Source organism: Pseudoalteromonas sp. NH0006-26 (genome assembly GCF_057552415.1).
In genome coordinates this window covers 66350-88313 of the sequence record NZ_BAAJMJ010000002.1, presented here as the reverse complement: position 1 = coordinate 88313, position 21964 = coordinate 66350, and the positions used below count along the sequence as shown (strand labels likewise).

22 protein-coding genes are annotated in these 21964 nt (G+C 41.7%); 16 read left to right on the top strand and 6 right to left on the bottom strand.

All coding sequences use genetic code 11. The features are described from left to right. The first annotated feature begins 3 nt into the window (after nt 1-3). Entirely contained in the window at nt 4-459 is a 456-nt protein-coding gene (locus AC27JR_RS03105) for a GNAT family N-acetyltransferase (RefSeq protein WP_487172756.1), read from the top strand. Between the two features lie 180 nt (nt 460-639). Next, nucleotides 640-1083 (top strand): hypothetical protein, encoded by a 444-nt coding sequence (locus AC27JR_RS03100; protein WP_487172755.1) that lies wholly within the window; start codon nt 640-642, stop codon nt 1081-1083. A gap of 614 nt (nt 1084-1697) precedes the next feature. Here AC27JR_RS03100 and AC27JR_RS03095 read toward each other — a convergent pair. From AC27JR_RS03095 to AC27JR_RS03085, 3 genes are read right to left on the bottom strand one after another with little or no spacing between them, the layout of a single operon-like run. Next, nucleotides 1698-2885 (bottom strand): vWA domain-containing protein, encoded by a 1188-nt coding sequence (locus AC27JR_RS03095; RefSeq protein WP_487172754.1) that lies wholly within the window; start codon nt 2883-2885, stop codon nt 1698-1700. Nucleotide 2886: 1 nt separating this feature from the next. Further along, complete coding sequence (locus AC27JR_RS03090; protein ID WP_008464234.1) at nt 2887-3735, bottom strand: AAA family ATPase; 849 nt, start codon at nt 3733-3735, stop codon at nt 2887-2889. A 54-nt stretch (nt 3736-3789) separates the two neighbouring features. Continuing rightward, nucleotides 3790-4014, bottom strand: coding sequence for a DUF1653 domain-containing protein (locus AC27JR_RS03085; RefSeq protein ID WP_487172753.1), 225 nt, complete (start codon nt 4012-4014; stop codon nt 3790-3792). 61 nt (nt 4015-4075) lie between these two features. Here AC27JR_RS03085 and AC27JR_RS03080 point away from each other — a divergent pair, with 61 nt between their 5' ends. From AC27JR_RS03080 to rpoS, 11 genes are all read left to right on the top strand, one after another. Continuing rightward, the gene (locus AC27JR_RS03080) at nt 4076-4555 is read left to right on the top strand and encodes a DUF2947 domain-containing protein (RefSeq protein ID WP_008464232.1); all 480 of its coding nucleotides are present in this window, start codon (nt 4076-4078) and stop codon (nt 4553-4555) included. Nucleotides 4556-4630: 75 nt separating this feature from the next. Beyond that, entirely contained in the window at nt 4631-5263 is a 633-nt protein-coding gene (locus AC27JR_RS03075) for a hypothetical protein (RefSeq protein ID WP_008464230.1), read from the top strand. Between the two features lie 34 nt (nt 5264-5297). Beyond that, nucleotides 5298-5585 (top strand): cell division protein FtsB, encoded by a 288-nt coding sequence (ftsB, locus tag AC27JR_RS03070; protein ID WP_008110330.1) that lies wholly within the window; start codon nt 5298-5300, stop codon nt 5583-5585. Continuing rightward, a complete protein-coding gene (gene ispD, locus AC27JR_RS03065) occupies nt 5575-6276 on the top strand; it encodes a 2-C-methyl-D-erythritol 4-phosphate cytidylyltransferase (protein ID WP_487172752.1) in 702 nt (233 codons plus the stop codon). Before ftsB ends, ispD begins: the two co-directional genes overlap by 11 nt. Beyond that, nucleotides 6273-6755, top strand: a complete 483-nt coding sequence (gene ispF, locus AC27JR_RS03060) for a 2-C-methyl-D-erythritol 2,4-cyclodiphosphate synthase (protein ID WP_013465671.1) — start codon at nt 6273-6275, stop codon at nt 6753-6755. The genes ispD and ispF overlap by 4 nt, the downstream gene beginning before the upstream one ends. Then, nucleotides 6752-7801, top strand: coding sequence for a tRNA pseudouridine(13) synthase TruD (gene truD / locus AC27JR_RS03055; protein WP_487172751.1), 1050 nt, complete (start codon nt 6752-6754; stop codon nt 7799-7801). Before ispF ends, truD begins: the two co-directional genes overlap by 4 nt. After that, a complete protein-coding gene (surE, locus tag AC27JR_RS03050) occupies nt 7782-8546 on the top strand; it encodes a 5'/3'-nucleotidase SurE (RefSeq protein WP_008464222.1) in 765 nt (254 codons plus the stop codon). The genes truD and surE overlap by 20 nt, the downstream gene beginning before the upstream one ends. Beyond that, nucleotides 8536-9174: a protein-L-isoaspartate(D-aspartate) O-methyltransferase gene (locus AC27JR_RS03045; RefSeq protein ID WP_008464221.1), complete on the top strand. Its 639-nt coding sequence runs from the start codon at nt 8536-8538 to the stop codon at nt 9172-9174. Before surE ends, AC27JR_RS03045 begins: the two co-directional genes overlap by 11 nt. A 9-nt stretch (nt 9175-9183) precedes the next feature. After that, on the top strand, nt 9184-9762 hold the full coding sequence (locus AC27JR_RS03040) for a YqaA family protein (RefSeq protein WP_008464217.1): 579 nt from the start codon (nt 9184-9186) through the stop codon (nt 9760-9762). A 41-nt stretch (nt 9763-9803) separates the two neighbouring features. After that, nucleotides 9804-10628: a peptidoglycan DD-metalloendopeptidase family protein gene (locus tag AC27JR_RS03035; protein WP_290218466.1), complete on the top strand. Its 825-nt coding sequence runs from the start codon at nt 9804-9806 to the stop codon at nt 10626-10628. A gap of 117 nt (nt 10629-10745) precedes the next feature. Beyond that, nucleotides 10746-11717, top strand: coding sequence for an RNA polymerase sigma factor RpoS (rpoS, locus tag AC27JR_RS03030; RefSeq protein WP_131691925.1), 972 nt, complete (start codon nt 10746-10748; stop codon nt 11715-11717). Between the two features lie 57 nt (nt 11718-11774). Here rpoS and mutS read toward each other — a convergent pair whose 3' ends face one another. Then, nucleotides 11775-14360, bottom strand: coding sequence for a DNA mismatch repair protein MutS (gene mutS / locus AC27JR_RS03025; protein ID WP_487172750.1), 2586 nt, complete (start codon nt 14358-14360; stop codon nt 11775-11777). A 21-nt stretch (nt 14361-14381) separates the two neighbouring features. On the opposite strand from mutS, the gene AC27JR_RS03020 reads away from it, so the two are divergent. Together AC27JR_RS03020 and recA are read left to right on the top strand one after the other, a co-directional pair. Further along, entirely contained in the window at nt 14382-14870 is a 489-nt protein-coding gene (locus tag AC27JR_RS03020) for a CinA family protein (protein WP_076918326.1), read from the top strand. Nucleotides 14871-14938: 68 nt separating this feature from the next. Next, complete coding sequence (recA, locus tag AC27JR_RS03015) at nt 14939-15982, top strand: recombinase RecA (RefSeq protein WP_008110343.1); 1044 nt, start codon at nt 14939-14941, stop codon at nt 15980-15982. A 127-nt stretch (nt 15983-16109) separates the two neighbouring features. Here the strand turns inward: recA and AC27JR_RS03010 are convergent, their stop codons facing one another. Further along, nucleotides 16110-18230, bottom strand: a complete 2121-nt coding sequence (locus AC27JR_RS03010; protein WP_487172749.1) for a TonB-dependent siderophore receptor — start codon at nt 18228-18230, stop codon at nt 16110-16112. 202 nt (nt 18231-18432) lie between these two features. Next, nucleotides 18433-19593: a DcaP family trimeric outer membrane transporter gene (locus AC27JR_RS03005; protein WP_487172748.1), complete on the bottom strand. Its 1161-nt coding sequence runs from the start codon at nt 19591-19593 to the stop codon at nt 18433-18435. A gap of 417 nt (nt 19594-20010) precedes the next feature. Between AC27JR_RS03005 and acs the strand changes: the two genes are divergently transcribed. Continuing rightward, on the top strand, nt 20011-21951 hold the full coding sequence (gene acs, locus AC27JR_RS03000) for an acetate--CoA ligase (protein WP_487172747.1): 1941 nt from the start codon (nt 20011-20013) through the stop codon (nt 21949-21951). Nucleotides 21952-21964 lie beyond the last annotated feature (13 nt).

The window sequence follows — 21964 nt, the reverse complement described above, 5'->3', positions numbered from 1 at the left end:
TAAATGGATATTAGAACAGGCGAGCTTTCAAACCCACACGTTATAAAGTTACTACAAGCGCATCATAACGATATGCTAAAGCACTCACCTGTTGAGAGCGTACATGCACTTGATGTGAGTAAACTCACTCAACTCGATGTAACCTTTTATAGCTTATGGGTTGATAATAATTTAGCGGGTGTTGGCGCATTAAAAGCGCTCAATACAACTCATGGCGAAATTAAATCAATGCGTACCTCAAGTAACTATTTACGCCAAGGCATAGCGGCTAAGTTACTCACTCATATTATTGAGCAAGCGACCTTGCGAGGTTATAAAAAGTTAAGCTTAGAGACCGGCACTGCAAAAGCATTTTTACCCGCGCAAAAGCTTTATACTCAGTTTGGTTTTAAAGAGTGCGAACCGTTTTGGAATTATGAGCTAGATCCATATAGCTTATTTATGAGTAAAGCGCTTTGAGTAAAAATGAACGAGAAAGTAAGGTTTCATAGTCATAGGACGTATATATTATCTGTATGGCGGTTCAGTTTGTGAAGTCGATAGTCAAAAATTATGATGCATGAAGTCAATATTTGACACTTTAGCTCCATGAAGTGGAACCGAGATCATGTTATGTTACTAAGATTGCATCTAAGGGAAATGTTAAATGTTCAAGCGTCTAAAAGTAAAAGTAGGTCGATTTTATATACATTATTTTTTTGGTTTGCTCTGTGGCTTTCAATAGCAATTCTTTTATACGGCTTATTTATAATTTTATCAGCAAAGGGAGAGTCCAGTAATATTTTAGCAAGCTTTGGAAGCTTTTCTGGTGGAATGGCTACAGTTATAGCTGCTCTTGTTGCTGTAAGAGAATTTATATTATTTAGGCATAATCAAGGTGTTAAAGAGTTTAGAGAGTTTTTCAGTACACAGGTACAATCTTTGCCTAATTTTGTTCTTGAGATGTCCGATGAGGCTTATTTACTATTTGCTAAGTTGGATCGTAAAGTTAAAGAAGATTTAAAAAGACCCGGAGTAATCCATGAAATCCAAGAGCTTGAGAATAAATTAAAGCTGTTTGAAGAAGAAGTTTCTATCCGATAGCATCAGCCAAGTACAGATTCAGCTAATATTTTTTCTATGAGTACATACTTAGAAATATTACTAGGCACTAAAACTAAACGTTTGATTTGTATTTTAGAAGAGTTAAGGGACGCAATTCTTAATTACGAGTTGAGAGCTGATTTTTATATCAATACAGTTACAAAAATGAGTAGCTCAGAAATAAAGTGTGATTACGTAGTTAATAATAAAAACGAGTTTATATCGCACTATCCTGGCTTGGATTACAAACGAAGAGGATCACTATTTCATAGGATGCCAAAGCTCCTAGGAGCTAAACGTAATTCAATAATAGGTGAAGTCTTTAAAATATATGAAGAGTTTAAAGAGTTAAAGATAACTTAAAAATTACGACCATAAAAGAAACTACTATTTCTAAATAACCACAAGTATGAGAGGAGTTTGGCTTGCATACAATTAACGCGGTACGTCGGATTGTTTCTGGTATATCCATCATTTTGTCGGATGACGTGGCTTCGCCACTTATCCGACCTACGTCAAAAGGTAGGTTGGTTAAGCCGGAGGCGCCACCCAACAAAGTTATAGGTTCACGCCCGAAGCTCTGCTGCTAGCGCTGAGCTGTCGTAAATTAATATTTAACTCAGCTCTTTTATCGCTCTACTTATCCCATCTAAACTTAGTGGGTACATTCTGTTATCCATCAGCTGCTTTATAAAATCAATTGATTGATAGTACGGCCAGTGTTCAACCGGTTGTGGGTTGAGCCACGCGACTTTATCAAAGTGATTTGTGATTCGGTTTAACCACGCACTGCCGGGTTCTTCATTCCAATGTTCTACTGAGCCGCCAGGGTAGGCAATTTCATATGGGCCCATAGTGGCATCACCAACAAATATAACTTTGTAGTCGCTAGTAAACTTGTTGATGAGTGTCATGGTGTCAATAACGTTTGAGTGGCGGCGTTGGTTATCTTGCCAAACGTGTTCGTATAAACAGTTATGAAAGTAGTAAAACTCTAAATGTTTAAACTCACTGTGGGCGGCGCTAAATAACTCTTCACAGGTATGAATGTAGTCATCCATTGAACCGCCAATATCAAACAGCATCAATACTTTTATCGCGTTGTGGCGCTCGGGTGCCATCTTTACATCGAGCATGCCACCTTGTTTGGCGGTTGCGCGTATGGTTTCGTTTAAATCAAGGGTGTCGCTTGCGCCAGTACGAGCAAATTTGCGGAGTTTTTTAAGTGCCAGCTTTATGGTACGAGAGCCAATTTCGCGGTCAGAATCTAGGTTACGGTATTCGCGCTTATCCCACACTTTTACTGCTTGGCGATTGCGGCTGCCGTCTTGACCAATGCGAACGCCCTCAGGGTTATAACCATATGCACCAAAAGGCGAGGTGCCGCCTGTACCTACCCACTTATTGCCGCCAGCATGGCGTTTTTGCTGTTCTTCTAAACGCTCTTTTAGGGTTTTCATTAGCTCGTCGAGCCCGCCCATGGCTTTTAGTTGGGCTTTTTCTTCATCGCTTAGGTGCTTTTCAAACTCTTTACGCAACCAATCTTCAGGTAAGTTGTGTTGTTGTTTTAAGCTCTCGAGTAGGTCTAAGTCGGCAATACCGCTAAAGTAATCGCTAAAGGCTTTATCGAATCGATCAAAGTGCGTTTCGTCTTTTACCATAATAGTGCGCGCTAAATGATAAAACGCGTCTACATCAGCAAATATAACGCCTTGTTTTAAAGCGTTAATTAAATCGAGTAGTTCGCGCAGGCTCACAGGCAAGCGGTATTTACGTAGCGTGAAAAAAAACTGTACCAACATGTTAGCGACGGCTCATAAACGCAAGTTTTTCGATTAGGCTTATGTCTTGCTCGTTTTTAAGCAGTGCGCCAAACATCGGCATTAAACCGCCTTTTTGCGCTTTGTCGTGCAGGGTTTTTGCGTCTATGTCTTCAGCCATTAATAGTTTTAACCAATCCAGCAATTCGCTGGTTGATGGCTTCTTTTTAAGGCCGTTGGCTTCGCGTAAGTTAAAAAATACTTCTAGCGCTTGGCGAACTAAATCTTGTTTAACATGCGGGTAGTGCACATCAATAATTTGCTGCATTTCGTCGCTATTTGGAAAATCAATATAATGGAAAAAACAGCGACGTAAAAACGCATCAGGCAGCTCTTTTTCATTGTTTGATGTGATGATCACAATAGGGCGCTCTTTAGCCACAATGCGCTCACCGGTTTCGTATACATGAAATTCCATTTTATCGAGTTCGAGCAGTAAATCGTTTGGAAACTCAATATCGGCTTTGTCTATTTCATCAATAAGCAGTACTGGGCGTTTGCCGTTTAACTCAGCGTACATGAAGGCTTGCCACAGCTTACCTTTAACTATGTAGTTGCTAATATTGTGAACGCGCTCATCACCTAGCTGGCTGTCGCGCAAACGCGATACCGCATCGTACTCGTACAAACCTTGCTGCGCTTTAGTGGTTGATTTTATATGCCACTGAATAAGCTCAGTATCTAAACTTTTCGCTAACTCTTCAGCCAGCATGGTTTTACCTGTGCCAGGCTCGCCTTTAATTAAAAGCGGTTTTTGCAGCATAATAGCGGCGTTTACTGCCTGTTTTAATGCTGAGCTTGCGATGTAATTATCAGTAGAATTAAATTGCACGGGTTATCCTTTATCTGGTCTGAGCAGTAATTATTATGCGTTATAATGCCATAGTTAATCGGCTTCACCAAGGTAGGCAAAACGGGCGATAGTTTTACCGTCTTTTTCTACGGTTTCAGTAAACATACTTAGTGGGCGTGCCCATATGCCGTATTCACCGTATAAGGCTTGGTAAATAACCAATTGCTCGTTGGTTTCGCTGTGAGTCACCACATGCATAACTTTATATTGTGGACCTTTGTAGTGTTGATATAAACCCAGTTTTAGTGCTGTAGTCATAGTCTGTTATCTTGTATAATTTGCCTTCGCTTTTTATTATGCCAAAGAATACAGCAATACTATGAATTATATTTCTCTTGATGATTACAAAAAAGCCTGGGTATTTCGCCACAAAGATATTCCGGTTTCAGATATTGATGCAGCCAATATTAAACCCATGACCAGCGAGCGTGCCGCCGTACTGTGGACAACCATGGTGAGTCGCGAACATGATCATCCAGACTTTTTTGATAAAACCGATTGGTGCGCGCAAGAGCAAAACTTTAGCCAAGAAATTAATTGGGAAGATGCGTGGGAAAGCGAAGAACCCCAATTTCCAGATGCTATTTTGAACCACTTAGATTGGCAGGCTAATACCACAGTGTATTTTTGCATGGCACGCGACAATATTATCGAAACGACATTTGATGTGTTTAAACGTAACTGGCAAAACTTTATGTTTTTGGCTGATGGCAGCTTATTAATAGGTAAAAAGCGAAGTACTATGGTGCAATTTTTAGAATCAGGTATCGCAAAATTAGGTGAAAAGCCAAGCGCTTAAATTACTACAAGTGCTTAAAAACTGTGCATTACTGTGTTATAAAACAGTATTAAAATGTTTTTTTGAGTACAGCGATTGGTTGCTAAAAATAAGCAGTTTAACACAAGCCAGCAAGTTGAAATGTGGCAAACTGATGCACAAAAAGTGCTTTACGCACAATTATGCAATGCTTTTTATCAGCGTGAAGTTCAGCGCTTAGTGGCTGAACCTAATGGTGACCGTTTACGCAGGCAATTAAAAAGCCTGCCTTATTATATTGAACGTGCCGCAACACGTGTAGCGAATGCACCATTGCCTTTTACGCTTGATGCGCAAAATGGAGGCTGGCTTGAAAAACAAAAACCTACACCGCCAGAGGCTAATCCTGCAGCGAATGAACTTTTTTATCAAGCGCATGCCAAAGTAGGGCTAATAATTCCGGTATTATTACAAAGTCACGGTCAAATTCGGGTTAGAATAGATAGCATTGATCAAGTAGCTGATACGCAACTGCATTGTAATGAACTTGGCTGGTTTGATTTTTTAGGCCAAGGACTTGAGCAACAAAGTGCGCAATTGCTTAAACCTAGTAAAACGAGCCTTGCAGCGGCGTGTTGTGGCCACCAGTGGCAGTTTTCAAAGCGTAGCACGCCACGGGTTTTGTCATTACGGGAAATGTTACTAGCTGCCAATATTAATTGGCGCAATGTTAAGCGGCCGCTAGCATAAGTAGATAATTAAAAATTAAAATAAGGAGTGTTTAATGCGATTTTTTCAATTTGGCTTGTTGTGCTTAGCACTTTTTATCCAGTATCGCCTTTGGTTTGGTCATAACGGGGTGCAAGACTACACCCGTTTAAAAAATGCGGTGGCATCGCATCAACAAACTAACGAAAAACTAATAAAGCGTAATAAAGTATTAAAAGCGGATATAGAAGATTTAAAGCTCGGCCACGAAGGCATTGAAGAGCGTGCCCGCAACGAATTAGGAATGATTAAACCGGACGAAACCTTTATTCGTGTTTTACCGGCTCAACACCATGACAAATAAACAAACTATTGCTGCTATTGTTCCTGCCGCAGGTGTTGGCAGTCGAATGCAACACACAACACCAAAGCAATATATTTCCTTAGCAGGGAAAACCATTCTAGAGCATACGCTCGCTAAGTTATCGCAGTTACCGCAGTTAAACTCTATAGTGGTGGCTCTGAGCGAAACCGACCCCTACTTTGACGACCTTACACTAGCTGACCCTCGCATTGTGCGTGCCACTGGTGGCAAAGAGCGTGCAGATTCAGTGTTAAACAGTTTATTGTTTTTAGCCGCTAACCCACCGACTTGGGTTTTGGTGCACGACGCTGCAAGACCTTTAGTAGATGTTGCTGATATAGAGCGCCTAATAGCACAGTGCATGCAGGCTGATGAAGGCGGCATTTTAGCAAGCCAAGTAAAAGACACCATAAAACGAGGGCAAAGCCATGCGCAACAAACTGTGCCTCGTGACGATTTATGGCAAGCGCTTACCCCGCAACTGTTTAAATACGACGAGCTTAAAACGGCATTGCAAAATGCGCTTAACAGCGGCGTTACTATTACTGATGAAGCCAGTGCAATGGAGTGGGCAAATAAACCGGTAAAACTGGTAGCAGGGCGTAGTGATAATATTAAAATTACCACCCCAGAAGATTTAGATTTAGCAGGCTTTTTACTGCAAAAACAAAATAATGAGAGTGCAACATGATACGAATAGGCCATGGTTTTGACGTGCATAAATTTGGAGGCCAAGGGCCTTTAACTATCTGCGGCGAAAAAATTGATTATCCACAAGGCTTTTTAGCACACTCAGATGGTGATGTGGCTATTCATGCATTATGTGACGCTATTTTAGGCTCATTAGCGCTGGGCGATATTGGTAAGCATTTTCCGGATACGGCTAGTGAATATGAAAATATCGATAGCCGTATTTTACTTCGCCATGTAGTGAACCTAGCTAAGCAACAGGGTTATGTATTGGGTAATGCGGATGTCACTATTGTGGCTCAAGCACCAAAAATGCTGCCGCACATTCAAGCAATGCGAACCAATCTTGCTAGTGATTTAAATGCTGAGCTTTCACAGGTAAATGTAAAAGCTACCACTACTGAAAAGCTCGGTTTTGAGGGGCGAAAAGAAGGCATTTCAAGCCATGCCGTGGTCATTATGAGTAAACAAAACGCATGAGCGAATTAAATTATTTATATGGTGCGCCGCTTTCCAAAGCTGATTTTAAAACCACCGCAGAAGACTTTATGGTTGATGAAGATCTCGGTATAGAGTTTACCGGCAGTGGCGAACATGTGTGTTTGCAAGTGGTTAAAAAGGGTGAAAACACCCAATATGTTGCCAAGCTGATTGCACAAAAAGCGGGTGTATCGCCGCGTGATGTAAGCTATGCCGGTATGAAAGACCGTCATGGAGTATGCTCGCAGTGGTTTAGCGTCAAAGTACCGATTAAAAAGCATATTGATTTTACTGAGCTGAATAGCGAAAGCGTGTTTGTAGTATCGCAGCAGCGTCATGAGCGAAAATTACGCACCGGTTGTCATAAAGGAAATAGATTTTCCATTACCTTGCGCAATGTAACCGAGCCGCTTGATATTTTGTGCCGTATAAACGCAGTACGCGCAGGTGTGCCTAACTACTTTGGTGAGCAGCGCTTTGGCCGTGATGGGCACAACCTAGTGATGGCCGAAAAAATGTTTGCTGGTGAGCGTATTCGCGATAAAAAGCTGCGAGGCATTATTATTTCTGCAGCACGTTCACATGTGTTTAATCAAATTGTTAGTTTACGCGTGGCTGAGCATGGTCTTGCTAAAACCATGCACCGCGAAGTATTTATGCTCAGTGGCAGTAATGCATTTTTTGAAGATGCGATAAGTGATGAAAATATTGCACGGCTTGCCTCTGGCGACATTATGATGTCGGCGCCCATGGTGGGCAAAAGTGAAAAAGGCTTAACCGAACAAGAAAAAACATGGTTGGCACCGTATCAAGCATGGTGTGATGGCTTAGGTGAGTTAGGGCTTAAAAACGAGCGCAGAATGCTGCGTTTAATCCCCCAAGAGCTAAGCATAGAAACACTTGATGAACGCACATTAAAACTCAGCTTTGGCTTACCCAAAGGCTGTTTTGCAACGGCTTTACTACGCGAACTGGTTGATTATACTGATGCCAGCCCACGCGAGCGAAAAGAAAAGGATAACGCAGATGAAGATTCTATTAAGTAATGATGATGGTGTTAATGCCAAAGGTATTGCTGTTTTATATCAAGCATTAACACAAATCGCTGAGGTAACGCTGGTTGCTCCAGATAGAAATTGTAGTGGTGCAAGTAACTCATTGACGTTAATGAACCCGCTGCGTGCCACAACGCTCGATAATGGTTTTATGTCTGTAAACGGAACGCCTACTGATTGTGTGCACTTAGGTGTTAATCAATTAGTGGATGAAAAACCCGATTTGGTTGTTGCTGGTATTAATCATGGCGGTAATTTAGGCGATGATACGCTTTACTCTGGTACGGTTGCTGCGGCGACTGAAGGCCGTCATTTAGGCTTACCAGCAATTGCGGTATCTTTGTGCTCTCATCATGGTGAGCATTTTGAAACAGCGGCAGCCGTTACTGTAAACATTATTAAAGGACTAGCCTCGCATCCGTTGCCCAAAGATCAGATCATTAATATTAATGTTCCCGATATTCCGCTCTCTGAGCTCAAAGGCGTTCAGGTAACTCGTTTAGGGGCTCGTCATAAAGCAGAAACCATGACCAAGCAAACCGATCCATGGGGACGCGATATTTTTTGGTATGGCTCACTAGGGCTTGAAAGCGACGCCGGCGAAGGTACTGACTTTTATGCGATTAATAATGGTTATGCATCAGTGACCCCGTTAAGCGTTGATATGACCGCTAAAGACAGTATTAAGGCCGTGGGAGAATGGTTAGCCGAGTTGGAGATTAACCGTGCTGGCTAATTATACCCGCAGTGCACAAGCGCTTTCAGACCTTTTACAGCGAGAGGGCGTAGAAGATAAAGAGGTTTTAAAAGCAATAGCGCAAATTCCTCGGCATATTTTTATTGATGATGTACTCAAGCATAAAGCGTATCAAAATACCGCGTTACCGATAGGGCAAGGGCAAACTATTTCTCAGCCTTATATTGTTGCCCGCATGACCGAGCTAATGCGATTGGCAGGTGTACAACATAAGGTGTTAGAAATAGGCACAGGGTCTGGCTATCAAACGGCGGTTTTGGCTAAAACCTTTGATAAAGTATATTCGGTAGAGCGTATTAAAGCTTTGCAATGGCAAGCTAAACGCCGATTACACCAGCTTGATTTGTACAATGTCGCCATGAAACATGGCGATGGTTGGCAAGGCTGGCAGTCACAAGCGCCATTTGATGGCATTATCGTGACCGCTGCGGCAACCACCATTCCCCCCGAGTTACTCGCACAACTTGCCGATGGAGGCGTATTACTCGCCCCTATTGGTGAGGCGGAACAAAAATTAACCATGGTTATTCGCCAAGGCGATAGCTTTACAGAGCATGTAATTGCGCCAGTTAGATTTGTACCTTTAGTCCCTGGTGATATTGAATAGGAATTCATTTTGAAGTTGTTTACCAAGTTATACGATATGGCGCTAGTGTGGGCTAAACACCGCCATGCAGAACGTTATTTAGCAGGAATGAGCTTTGCCGAATCGGTATTTTTTCCGGTCCCACCCGATGTAATGTTAGCCCCCATGTCGCTAGCGCAACCGAGTAAGGCATGGCGATTTGCAAGCTTTGCCACGGTTGCGTCTGTGCTCGGCGGCGTGCTAGGTTACCTGCTTGGATTTTGGTTGTTTGAACCGGTTGTAGAGCCCTTTATTGCGCAAATGCAATGGCAAGATAAATTTAATACGGCGCTTGCATGGTTCAAAGATTATGGTGTTTGGGTGGTATTTATAGCGGGATTTTCGCCTATTCCTTATAAAGTGTTCACCATTGGCGCTGGTGTATTACAAATGGCGTTTTTACCTTTTATTATTGCTTCTGCTGTTGGCCGTGGCGCGCGTTTCTTTTTAGTTTCTGCTTTAATGAAATGGGGCGGAGTTAAAATGGAACAAAAATTACGTCAATATATTGAAGTACTTGGCTGGGCAGTGGTTGCTTTAATCGCTGTTGCGTACCTATTGTTGCGATAATTGCCATAATATAATGATATTAAAACAGAGGGCAAAACACATTGAATAAACAAATACGCTGTTATGTTGCTTTATTTATTAGTGTTTTGCTTTGTGCATGCTCGTCTCGCCATGTTCCCGCTCCTGTAAGTAGTTTAAATAATAATATTAATGACTATCCTTCACGGATTAATATTAACGGTGGTAAGTACACGGTACAAAAAGGCGATACACTTTATTCGATTGCTTTTAGTGCTGGAAAAGATTTCAGAGAACTTGCAAAAAATAATTCAATTCCATCACCTTACACTATTGTTCCTGGTCAGGTTGTATCCCTTTTAGAACCAAGTAGGTCAAGGGTTACACAAAAAAAGCATAAAAAGAAAGCTGCTAAAAAGCCTTCTCATTTACAAAAAAGTAACAGAAAATTAAAGAAAGAGCTTGATAAGCCGAAAAAACGTAGGTATGTTCAAAAACAAGCTAACCAAAAAATTAGTCAGTCTCAAGGTTCTTCAACTAAAAAGTTGAGTTGGTTTTGGCCTGCTAAAGGTAAAATAACAAAACGCTTTTCTAACAAGGAAAATGGTTATAAAGGCCTACAGATTGCTAATAAAAAGGGTACTACCGTACTCGCCGCGGCAAAAGGAACAGTAGTTTACGCGGGAAGTGCGCTAAGAGGTTACGGTAATTTAATTATTTTGAAACATAACGATGATTACCTAAGTGCTTATGCACATAATTCAACGTTACTTGTGAAAGAAAAGCAAATAGTGAAGGCGGGACAAAAAATAGCAGAAATTGGTAATTCAGAGTCTTCAGTAACGGCACTTCGTTTTGAAATTCGTTATCGAGGAAAAGCTGTTAACCCTGCTAAGTACCTACCCTGAACTGAAGGAATTGATTGACTGTTCTGGAGAAGGCTCATGGCTAATACAGCAAAAGCTAATAAAACGACTACAGACCTTAATCATAAAGTTATTGATAGCTTGCTCAGGAGAAGTCTTATGGCTGATGTAGCAAAAGCTGAGAAAACCCCCACTGATGATAAGTTTGACGACTCTAAAGTAGAGGAGACAACGAAGTTACTTGATGACGTGGAAGATGAAGATGTATTTGTAAAAGAAGAAGTCACTAAAAACCTCGACGCCACCCAGTTATACTTAGGCGAGATTGGTTTTTCCCCTCTATTAAGTGCAGAAGAAGAAGTATTTTTTGCACGAAAATCGCTGAAAGGCTGCGAAGCCTCCCGAAAACGCATGATCGAAAGTAACTTACGCTTAGTTGTAAAAATTGCGCGTAGATACAACAATCGTGGGCTTGCTTTACTTGATTTAATTGAAGAAGGTAATCTTGGGCTGATCCGGGCGGTTGAAAAGTTTGATCCTGAACGTGGTTTTCGATTTTCTACTTATGCCACATGGTGGATACGCCAAACTATTGAACGGGCAATAATGAATCAAACCCGTACTATTCGTTTACCTATTCATGTAGTTAAAGAGCTTAACGTTTATTTACGTACAGCCCGTGAGCTAACGCAAAAGCTTGATCATGAGCCAACCGCAGAAGAAATAGCAGAAAGCTTAGACAGACCAGTCGAAGATGTAACAAAAATGCTTCGCCTAAATGAAAAAATAGCGTCTGTAGATATGCCTATTGGTGGTGAAAACGACAGTGCATTGTTAGATGTGATTGCCGACGAAAAAAATGTCGGTCCTGAAGGTGAAGTACAAAACAATGATATGAATACGCATATTATTGACTGGTTAGGTGAATTGAATCCTAAGCAGCGCGAAGTACTGGCACGTCGCTTTGGTTTACTCGGTTATGAGCCTTCAACGCTTGAAGATGTGGGCCGTGAAATTGGGTTAACCCGTGAAAGAGTTCGCCAAATACAGGTTGAGGCGCTACGTCGGTTAAAAGATATTTTGCAACAAGAAGGGTTAAGTACTGAGAGCTTATTTGAACAGTTCGCTTAATCTAAACACGCAATAAAATTAAATACAGCCCGACTTTTTAAGTCGGGCTGTTTGCGTTTAAAGTAGTGCTTTTAATTTATAAAGCAGTTCATGCGCCTGACGCGGTGATAGGTTATCAGGGTCTATCGCGCTCATTTGTTGCTCCAATTCACTTGGTTGAGTGGTTTGTGGTTCACTATCAAACGGTAAAACCTGCTGCTCTGTGGTGACTGTTGTGACACTTTGATGGTTTTCAAGCAAGCTTAGCTTTTGTTTTGCTTGGGCTATAACCGCTTTAGGCACGCCGGCCAGAGCTGCTACTTGTAAACCAAAACTCTTACTCGCTGCGCCATCTAATACAGTATGCATAAAGGCAATGGTATCATTGTGTTCAATAGCATCTAGGTGCACATTAACCAGCCCAGGTGTTTGTTCTGCAAGCTCAGTGAGTTCAAAGTAATGGGTTGCGAACAGAGTTTTAGCCGCGATTTTTGAAGCGAGATGATCCGCCGTCGCGTATGCCAGTGATAAACCATCGTAAGTACTGGTTCCTCGGCCTATTTCATCCATTAATACCAATGATTGTGCGGTGGCATTATTTAAAATTGCCGCGGTTTCTGTCATTTCAACCATAAAGGTAGAGCGCCCAGATGCTAAGTCGTCACTAGCGCCAATACGGGTAAATATTCTATCAATATTACCAATTTTAGCGCTATCGGCAGGGACATAACAGCCAATGTGCGCCATAAGCACAATAAGGGCAGTTTGGCGCATGTAAGTTGATTTACCGCCCATGTTAGGGCCGGTAATTATCAACATTTTACGCTGGCTATTGAGTTCTACAGGATTGGCAATAAACGGGTCTTTCATTACTTGCTCAACCACAGGGTGGCGGCCTTGTTTAATGCTAATATTATCGTTATCGCAAAGCTCTGGCTTGGCATAATTAAGTGTTTGGGCACGCTCTGCTAAATTGTTCAGTACATCTAAATCGGCAATGACTGAGGCCATTATTTGTAGCTGCTCAATATGCGGCGCTATAAATTCAAATAACTGTTCGTATAGCTGTTTTTCCAGTGCCAGCGCTTTTGATTGGCTGCCAAGCACTTTATCTTCGTGCTCTTTAAGCTCTGGAATTATATAGCGCTCGTTATTTTTTAACGTTTGACGACGAATGTAATCTGCAGGGACTAAATGCGAGTTAGCGCGGCTCACTTCAATAAAAAAGCCATGCACGCGGTTGTAACCAATTTTAAGCGTACTAATGCCCGTGCGTTCACGTTCGCGTTGCTCTAGTTGTTCAAGCACATCGGTTGCACCTTGGCTTAAATTACGCCACTCATCGAGTTCGCTGTTATACCCTGGCGCAATAACACCACCATCACGAATTAACACTGGTGGGTTATCAATCACTGCACGTTCAAGTAATGCTTGAAGCTCGGGGAGCTCTTTAGAGTGGGCAATAATATGAGAAATACGCGCATCTGTGGCATCGTTTAATAAGCTATGTAGCGGTGCTAATGCTTGAAGCGCACTACGAAGCCTTGTTAAATCACGTGGCCGAGCAGTATGTAATGCCAAACGAGCAATTACACGTTCTATATCACCAATATCTCTAAGAGCGTCATGCAGCTCACTGCATAATTGCACATCTAAAATAGCACTAATGGCATTTAGACGAGAATTTAACTCGTCTTTATTGCGAATAGGAGTATGAATACGACGTTTAAGTAATCGCGAGCCCATAGCCGTTGCTGTTTTATCAAGTACTTGGGCAAGGGTATTTTCAAAGCCACCGGATAAATTAACGGTGAGTTCAAGGTTTTTACGGGTAGGCGCATCTAAAATTACCGCGTGTTCATTATGCTCAAGAGTAATTGCACGAATGTGCGGTAATGCAATACGTTGGGTATCTTTTACGTATTGCATTAAACAGCCTGCCGCTACCAAGGCGCTATGCGCTTTGTCGACCCCAAAACCGACTAAATCTTTGGTGCCAAACTGCTCACAGAGTAAGTGTTGCGCGGTATCAAGGTCAAACTCCCAATCAGGGCGACGACGCGCTCCCTTAATATGTTCAATTAAATGAGTGTTTTCAAAGTGTTCACTATATAGTAATTCAGCAGGCGCTAAGCGTTGTAGGGTTGAGCTAAATGCTTCATCGGTACTAACTTCAACAATGTTGAAGCGCCCAGAGTTGATATCAAGATACGCAACACCGTATAAGCCTTTTTTATTTTGCCAAACACTGGTTAGTAAGTTGTCTTGGCGCTCTTGTAATAAGGCTTCGTCAGAAATAGTACCAGGAGTTACAATACGTACTACTTTGCGCTCAACAGGGCCTTTGCTGGTGGCAGGGTCGCCCACTTGTTCACAAATAGCCACCGACTCGCCCATTTGCACTAAGCGGGCTAAGTAGTTTTCTACCGCATGATAAGGCACGCCTGCCATAGGAATAGGATCGCCCCCTGCTTTGCCACGGTGAGTTTGTGAAATATCAAGCAACTGCGCGGCGCGTTTTGCGTCATCAAAAAAGAGTTCGTAAAAATCCCCCATCCGATAAAACAATAAAATATCGCGATGCTCTGATTTTATTTTTAGATACTGCTGCATCATAGGGGTTTGTTGTTTTATAGTGTGCGGTGCATAAAGATCAAACGACATGTATTTACCCAAAGGCTGAATATGGAATTACATCAAGAGATTAAGACACTTGCTGCGCAATTAGGCGCTATTTTAACGGATAAACGCTTATGGATCACTACCGCTGAATCATGTACTGGTGGTGGAGTGAGTTATTCGCTTACCGATACCCCAGGCAGCTCAGCATATATTGACCGTGCATTTGTCACTTATAGCAATAACGCAAAGCATGAATTACTCAATGTGAAGCATGATACCCTAGAGGAATTTGGCGCGGTGAGCGAACAAACAGTCATTGAGATGGCAGCAGGCGCTTGTAAGGCTGCAAATGCTGATATTGGCATTGCTATTTCAGGGATTGCAGGACCCGGTGGTGCTACTGAGGGCAAACCGGTAGGGCTCGTGTGGTTTGGACTGCAAATTAACGGTAAACACTGGACGTTTGAACAAGTATTTAATGGTAACAGGGCGCAAGTTAGGCTGCAAGCTATTGTATTTTCTTTAAAAATCATAATAGAGAAGATAAAATAATAAAATTAGCTTGATACTGTGATTTCATACAGTATACTTGTCTGTATTAGCTGGATTTGGAGAAGAAAATGAACGATAACAAACAAAAAGCGTTGGACGCAGCTTTATCACAAATTGAACGTCAATTTGGTAAAGGCTCAATCATGAAATTGGGTGACAATAAAGCGTTAAACATTGACGCTGTATCAACAGGCTCGCTAGGTATTGATATTGCCTTAGGCATAGGCGGCTTGCCGATGGGGCGTATTGTTGAAGTATATGGCCCAGAGTCATCAGGTAAAACAACGCTAACATTGCAAGTTATCGCTGAAGCTCAAAAAGAAGGTAAAACCTGTGCCTTTGTTGATGCTGAGCATGCTCTTGATCCAATTTATGCACAAAAACTAGGTGTTAACATTGATGAGTTACTGGTATCTCAACCAGATACAGGTGAGCAAGCACTGGAAATTTGTGACATGTTAGTGCGTTCAAGCGCGGTTGATGTAGTGATTGTCGATTCGGTTGCAGCATTGACACCAAAAGCTGAGATTGAAGGCGACATGGGTGATTCACACATGGGTCTACAAGCACGTTTAATGTCACAAGCATTACGTAAGCTTACAGGTAACATTAAGCGTTCAAACACACTATGTATTTTCATTAACCAAATCCGTATGAAAATTGGTGTAATGTTTGGTAACCCTGAAACAACAACTGGTGGTAATGCCCTGAAATTTTACGCCTCTGTACGTATTGATATTCGCCGTATTGGTTCGGTAAAAGAAGGCGATGAAGTTGTTGGTAATGAAACGCGCGTTAAAATTGTGAAAAACAAAGTTGCACCGCCGTTTAAACAAGCTGAATTTATCATTATGTATGGCGAAGGTATTTCTAAGCAGGGCGAGCTGATTGATTTAGGTGTTAAGCACAAAATTGTTGAAAAAGCGGGTGCTTGGTACAGCTACAATGGCAACAAAGTTGGCCAAGGTAAGTCTAATTCGATTAAGTTCCTTAAAGAAAACCCTGAGATTGCAGATGAAATTGAAGGTAAATTGCGTGAGATGCTATTGCTAAAAGCAACGGTTGAGCCAGAAGATGGCGAAGACGTATTAGGTGATGAAGGCGACCTTTAAGCCAATTAGTTTTAAAGCTTGATTTGACCTGAGCTTAAAAAAAGCGCTAACCATTTAGGTTAGCGCTTTTTTATTGTTTGCTAATAAATAGTCTTAAGCTCTGCTCAAGAGAGCCCAGTACTTAGGTTTACAGCTGCCAGTTAACTGACAATGAGTAGTTACGAGGTGCCCCGTAGTAACCTTGTGCCCAATAGAGGCTGTGTATGTATTTTTCATCACTGCTGTTATTAACATTGAAGGTAACACCGACGTTTTGAGTAATTTCGTAGGTGGCCATTAAATCTAATATGCCATAAGCCCCTTGTTTTGTAGTTGCCAATGCGTTGCCTGCTGGATCTTTTACTTGCACACGGCTAATAGAATCTTGCCAGCGGTAATTAGCACCTAAAGTTAAACCATCAATAAATGGCACTTGATAAGTGGCAGCCATTTTTAATTGGTTTTCTGGTGTGTAATCTTTAACAAGTTCGTCACCATCAATACTTAGATTACTAAAGCTGATGCTGGCACTTAAATCATCAGTTAAGCGACCGCTTAGCTCAATTTCGAAACCATCACTGTTAATACCATCTGCAGCATAATAACGCGTATCGCTAGGAAGAGAGTCTGGAAGTGCAACAGCAAGTCCATCTTGCTTAGCATCAAAATAGGCCAACGTGACAAACACTTGATCACCTAAAAGCTGTGCTTTTAAGCCAACCTCAGCACTTTTGCCAATAACCGGAGCCAGTTGTTCAGCGTTAATGTCTAACTCTTTTTGTGGCACAAACGTTTCGGTGTAGCTAGCATACGCTGATAACGACTCTGTAAAATCGTACACCGTACCAATGTAAGGAATAACCTCTGAGTCATCGCGGGTTTGCACTACACTATAAGCAGTACCTTTAGTTTCCCAGTCGGTATAGCGTATGCCAGCCAAAATGCTTAATGGTTCTGCTAGTTTTATACGAGTTGAAACATAGGCCGATCTTTGTGTATTTTGTACATCACTGCCGTTAGGTTTATCAACCAGCGTTGCTTCTGGTGCTATCCCATCCCAAGTCGCTAAATCAGGCATCGCAGGGAAACCATTTCCTGTGCTGTAGTCATAAAGCGATTGGTCATTAAAGTCCATGTTTGCTTGGCTAATGCCGAATGATAAGTCGTGCTCTAGTGAAAATAACTCAAACTTACCGCTGGCATATAAGTCAAACAAATCTTGGGTGTCTTTGTAATCATAACGACTCGCATAGCCGGTTAAACCTAAACCAGTTTCTTTATCTGGGGTACCATATACATAAAATAACTCAGAATTTTGTTCATTTTTTATATGGGCATAACGGGCTTTAGCAACCCAAGTCGCTGATAAGTTTTGCTCAAGTGTTACATAGATACGTTCAGCGCTATTATCCCAATACGACCAATCTGCAGCTGTACTAGTTGACTCATCATAATCAGTTGGTGAACCATCAGTGTAATAAAGCGGTAACGCGCCCCATAGAGGGCTATCGGCATCTTTTTGTTGGTTTACATAGTTAATGCTTAGTAGTGTATCGTCAGTTAGCTTACCCTCATAGGCAAGGTAGGCAATGGTCTTATCGGTTTCGTAACGGTCTAGGTACGACTCTTTATCTTGCTTAGTAAATACAGCACGAACAGCGTGTTCATCGTTAATCGGTGCGGAAACATCAATATCTACACGTTTATTATTCCATGAACCATAAGAAGCCGATGCATTAGCTTGCGTTGTGTAGGTTGGCTTTTTTAGCACCATATTAATAGTCGCAGATGGGTTACCTGCACCGGTCATCATGCCATTGGCACCACGTACAATTTCAACGCGATCATAAATTGCAGTATCTAGTGTACCTTGAATTGAACCGGAATTTTGCGGTGTGCCTAAGCCATCAATTAAAAAGTTAGTTATTTCAAAACCACGCGCTTTAAAGTAAGTACGGTCAGTTTCTATTTGCTCTACTGTTACGCCAGGTGTGCTTTCTAATACTGCGTTAATATCATCAAGTGAAAAGTCATCCATCAGCGCGCGTGAAACAACAGAAATTGACTGTGGGGTCTCTTTAATTGTTAGACCTAGCTTAGTCGCAGACTGTGCTTCTTCGGTGATATAGTTTTTATGATGTTGCCCATAAACGGCTATTTTTTCTAGAGGCAGGTTGTCTTGCGTGTCGTTTGCAACAGCATATCCAGATAAAACCAGTGAAGTAAGTAGACTCAGTTTAAATGCAGAGTTTTTATGTTTGTGCAGCATCTTGTTTCCCATAAGATTAAATTTGGTTGGTAATTTAATCTAAATGAGAGTGATTTGCAATTACGTTTGCGCGGTATTTTACACGTCTTTGACATTTTTTAAGTAAAGCGCATGGATTTGGTTAACTTGAGCTCTGGTTAAAAACAAAAAAAGCGGCCGAAGCCGCTCAGGAAGTAAATCAGTATTTTAATTGGTTAGGAAATTAAAACGCATACTTTACAGAAAATTGTAAACGATCTAGGTCGCCATCTACGCCACTTTCAAGCTCTCGTTCTGCATGTTTAAATTCCGCACCAAAGGTTAGACGTTTAACCGGTGAGTATAAAATATTTGCGCTGTAGCTTTGGCTTGATTCTGTAGGGTCGCCATACATTGCAAGTAGGTTTTCATCATTATCAGCAGACAAGAACGAATATAAGAAAGTAGAGCGCCACTGGCTGTTCCACTTATGTTGATACGCAATAAAACCAGATGTTGAATCAATCGCATCTAGGTCATCACCATTAAGAACCGCACCACGTGCTACGTTTAGACCCACATAACGACCTAGTCCTTTACCTTGGGTAAGCATAAATTTTAGATTGTCTTGGCCAAGCTTCACCATACCCGAAGCACTAACACCAAATGAGGTTTCATCGGCATCAACACCACCTACTTTGTAGGTCAGTTGACGAGCAAGGGCTGTTACTACAAAGTTACCCCAATCAGCATTATGGGTGTAGCGTGCGGTAAAGTCAGGTAATGAGGCATCATCAGTTACGGCCATGCCACCGCCGGCTGTAGTAATTGTGCTTTCTGGGTTCTCTAACGAGAATGACCATGCACCCGCAGTGTATTTAATTTGAGATTGGCGAACGAACACTGTGCCTTCTGCTGGGCCAACAAAATCAAGCGCTTCTGGTAATGCACCAACGTTTTGAAAGTTTGACCATGTTTGACCAAATAACCAGCCATCATATGAGATAAATGCATGGCGAATGCGCGGAGAGTATGAATTAGACACACGCTCGTTGCCGCCAGGAGCTGACGCTAAAAAGTCTAGCTCTATTTTAGTTTTAACCGTTTTACCGTTATCTAATAAGGTAGCAGTTCCAAAATTAAAACGTGACTCACGAGCGTGCATATCAAATACGGCGTCTGAACTATTATCGTTACCAACGGTTAGTGTACTTGGCACATAAAAATCACGGCCAACACTGGTGCCCGCAGGAGCGCCTGCTGAGTAGTCACTCCACATTGCGTCGAGTTTAATGTATCCACCGTAGGTAAATTCTGTATCACCTATTTTTGCAGCATAAGCTGTGCTAGAAAGTGCACATAGTACAGCACTAGCTGCCAGTGTTTTAATTGGAGTAAATTTCATTGTTGCGTCCTTTTATAGGCTACTTGTTGTATGTTGTTTGCTTATGATATGTATTAATGTGTGTTACTTATATAGTACTAACAGATTGAATTTAATTATCTTTAATCTAATTTGTTAGTAAATACGAATTATTAATAAACAATCAAAGTTTTTAAATATTCAAGCTACTGTTGTATATGTACACAATTTACTCAATCAACTATTAGTCTATTAGACTAAGGTTTAATAATTATTGAGTGTTCATATACTTTTATTTAATAGTATGTTTTTTATGTAAATAGGGTGTAGCCATGAGGATTATAGATAAGATAATCGTTGTTTGAACTCAGATACAACTAATGTCTAATATTTAATAGTGCACTGCTGAGTAATCCTTGATGAAAAGCCTAAGGCAAGTAATATAAATTGGAGACTAATATGTCACAAAGTATCTATCCAGTTCCTGCGCACATTAAAAACGCAGCGCTCGTCGATAATGAAAAATATAATACGATGTATAAACAGTCTATTGAGGACCCTGAAGGGTTTTGGGCTGAGCACGGTAAGCGTCTTGACTGGTTTACTCCATATTCAAAAGTAAAAAACACTTCATTTGACAAAGGCCATATCAATATCAAATGGTATGAAGATGGCTACCTTAATGCCTCATATAACTGTATTGATCGTCACTTAAAAACAAAAGCAGATAAAGTAGCGTTAATTTGGGAAGGCGATGATCCTTCGCAAAGCGAAAATATTACCTACCAACAACTACATGATGAAGTTGCTAAATTTGCCAATGGTTTAAAAAAGTTGGGTGTGAAAAAAGGTGACCGTGTTGCCATTTACATGCCAATGAGCCCACAAGCTATATATGCAATGCAGGCTTGTGCTCGTATAGGCGCAATTCATTCAGTTATTTTTGGTGGTTTTTCACCGTCAGCTATTGCGGATCGTATTAACGACTCGGGCGCTAAAGTGGTGATCACGTCAGATGAAGGCCGACGTGCAGGTAACTGTGTTCCGCTCAAAACCAATGTAGATGAAGCCGTATTACAAGATTCAGTCACCACTGTTGAACATGTAGTGGTACATAAACTAACGTCAGGCGATGTTGATTGGCACGACCATGATATTTGGTGGCATGACTTAGTTGCAGATCAAGCGCCAGAGTGCGAACCTGAACACATGAATGCTGAAGACCCGCTGTTTATTCTGTATACCTCGGGTTCTACGGGTCAGCCTAAAGGTGTGGTTCATACCACCGGTGGCTATTTAGTCTATTCATCTATGACCCACGAATACATTTTTGATTTAAAAGACGATGATATTTTTTGGTGTAGTGCTGATGTTGGCTGGATCACAGGTCACAGTTATATTGCTTACGGGCCGCTCGTTAATGGGTGTACGCAAGTCGTATTTGAAGGCGTACCGACTTACCCAACAGCAGGTCGTATGGGTGAAGTGGTTGATAAACATAACGTGACAATTTTATACACAGCACCTACTGCCATTCGTGCATTGATGGCCAAAGGCGAAGAGCCGATTGCCAGCTCACATCGCGACAGCTTGCGCATTTTAGGTTCTGTGGGTGAGCCAATCAATCCAGAAGCATGGACCTGGTACTATGAAAAAATTGGTAAATCTAATTGTCCAATTGTAGATACTTGGTGGCAAACTGAAACCGGTGGCATCATGATTGCGCCATTACCAGGTGCAACCGATATGAAACCTGGCTCTGCAACTCGTCCATTCTTTGGTATTGCACCGGCGTTATTTGATGCTGAAGGCAATACATTAGAAGGTGCGGTTGACGGTAACCTTGTGATTTTAGATAGCTGGCCTTCACAAGCACGAACTGTGTATGGCGACCATGAGCGCTTTGAACAAACCTACTTTAGCGCTTATCCTGGTGTGTACTTTACTGGTGACGGTTGTCGTCGAGATGAAGACGGTGATTATTGGATCACAGGACGCGTTGATGACGTACTTAATGTGTCTGGGCACCGTTTAGGTACTGCTGAAATTGAAAGCGCATTAGTTGCTCATGAAGCTGTAGCTGAAGCGGCAGTGGTAGGTTACCCACATGATATTAAAGGCCAAGGTATTTACGTTTACATAACTCCTAATGAAGGCGTTACTGTGAGTGATGAGCTGACCAAAGAGATCCGTAATTGGGTACGTAAAGAGCTAAGCCCAATAGCATCACCCGATATGATTCAATGGTCGCCAGGTTTACCAAAAACACGTTCTGGCAAAATTATGCGTCGTATTTTACGTAAAATCGCGGCAAATGAGTACCAACAGCTTGGTGATACCTCAACACTTGCTGATCCGTCAGTGGTTGATGAGCTAGTAGAAAATCGATTAAATCGTTAATTTCGCGTTAAAA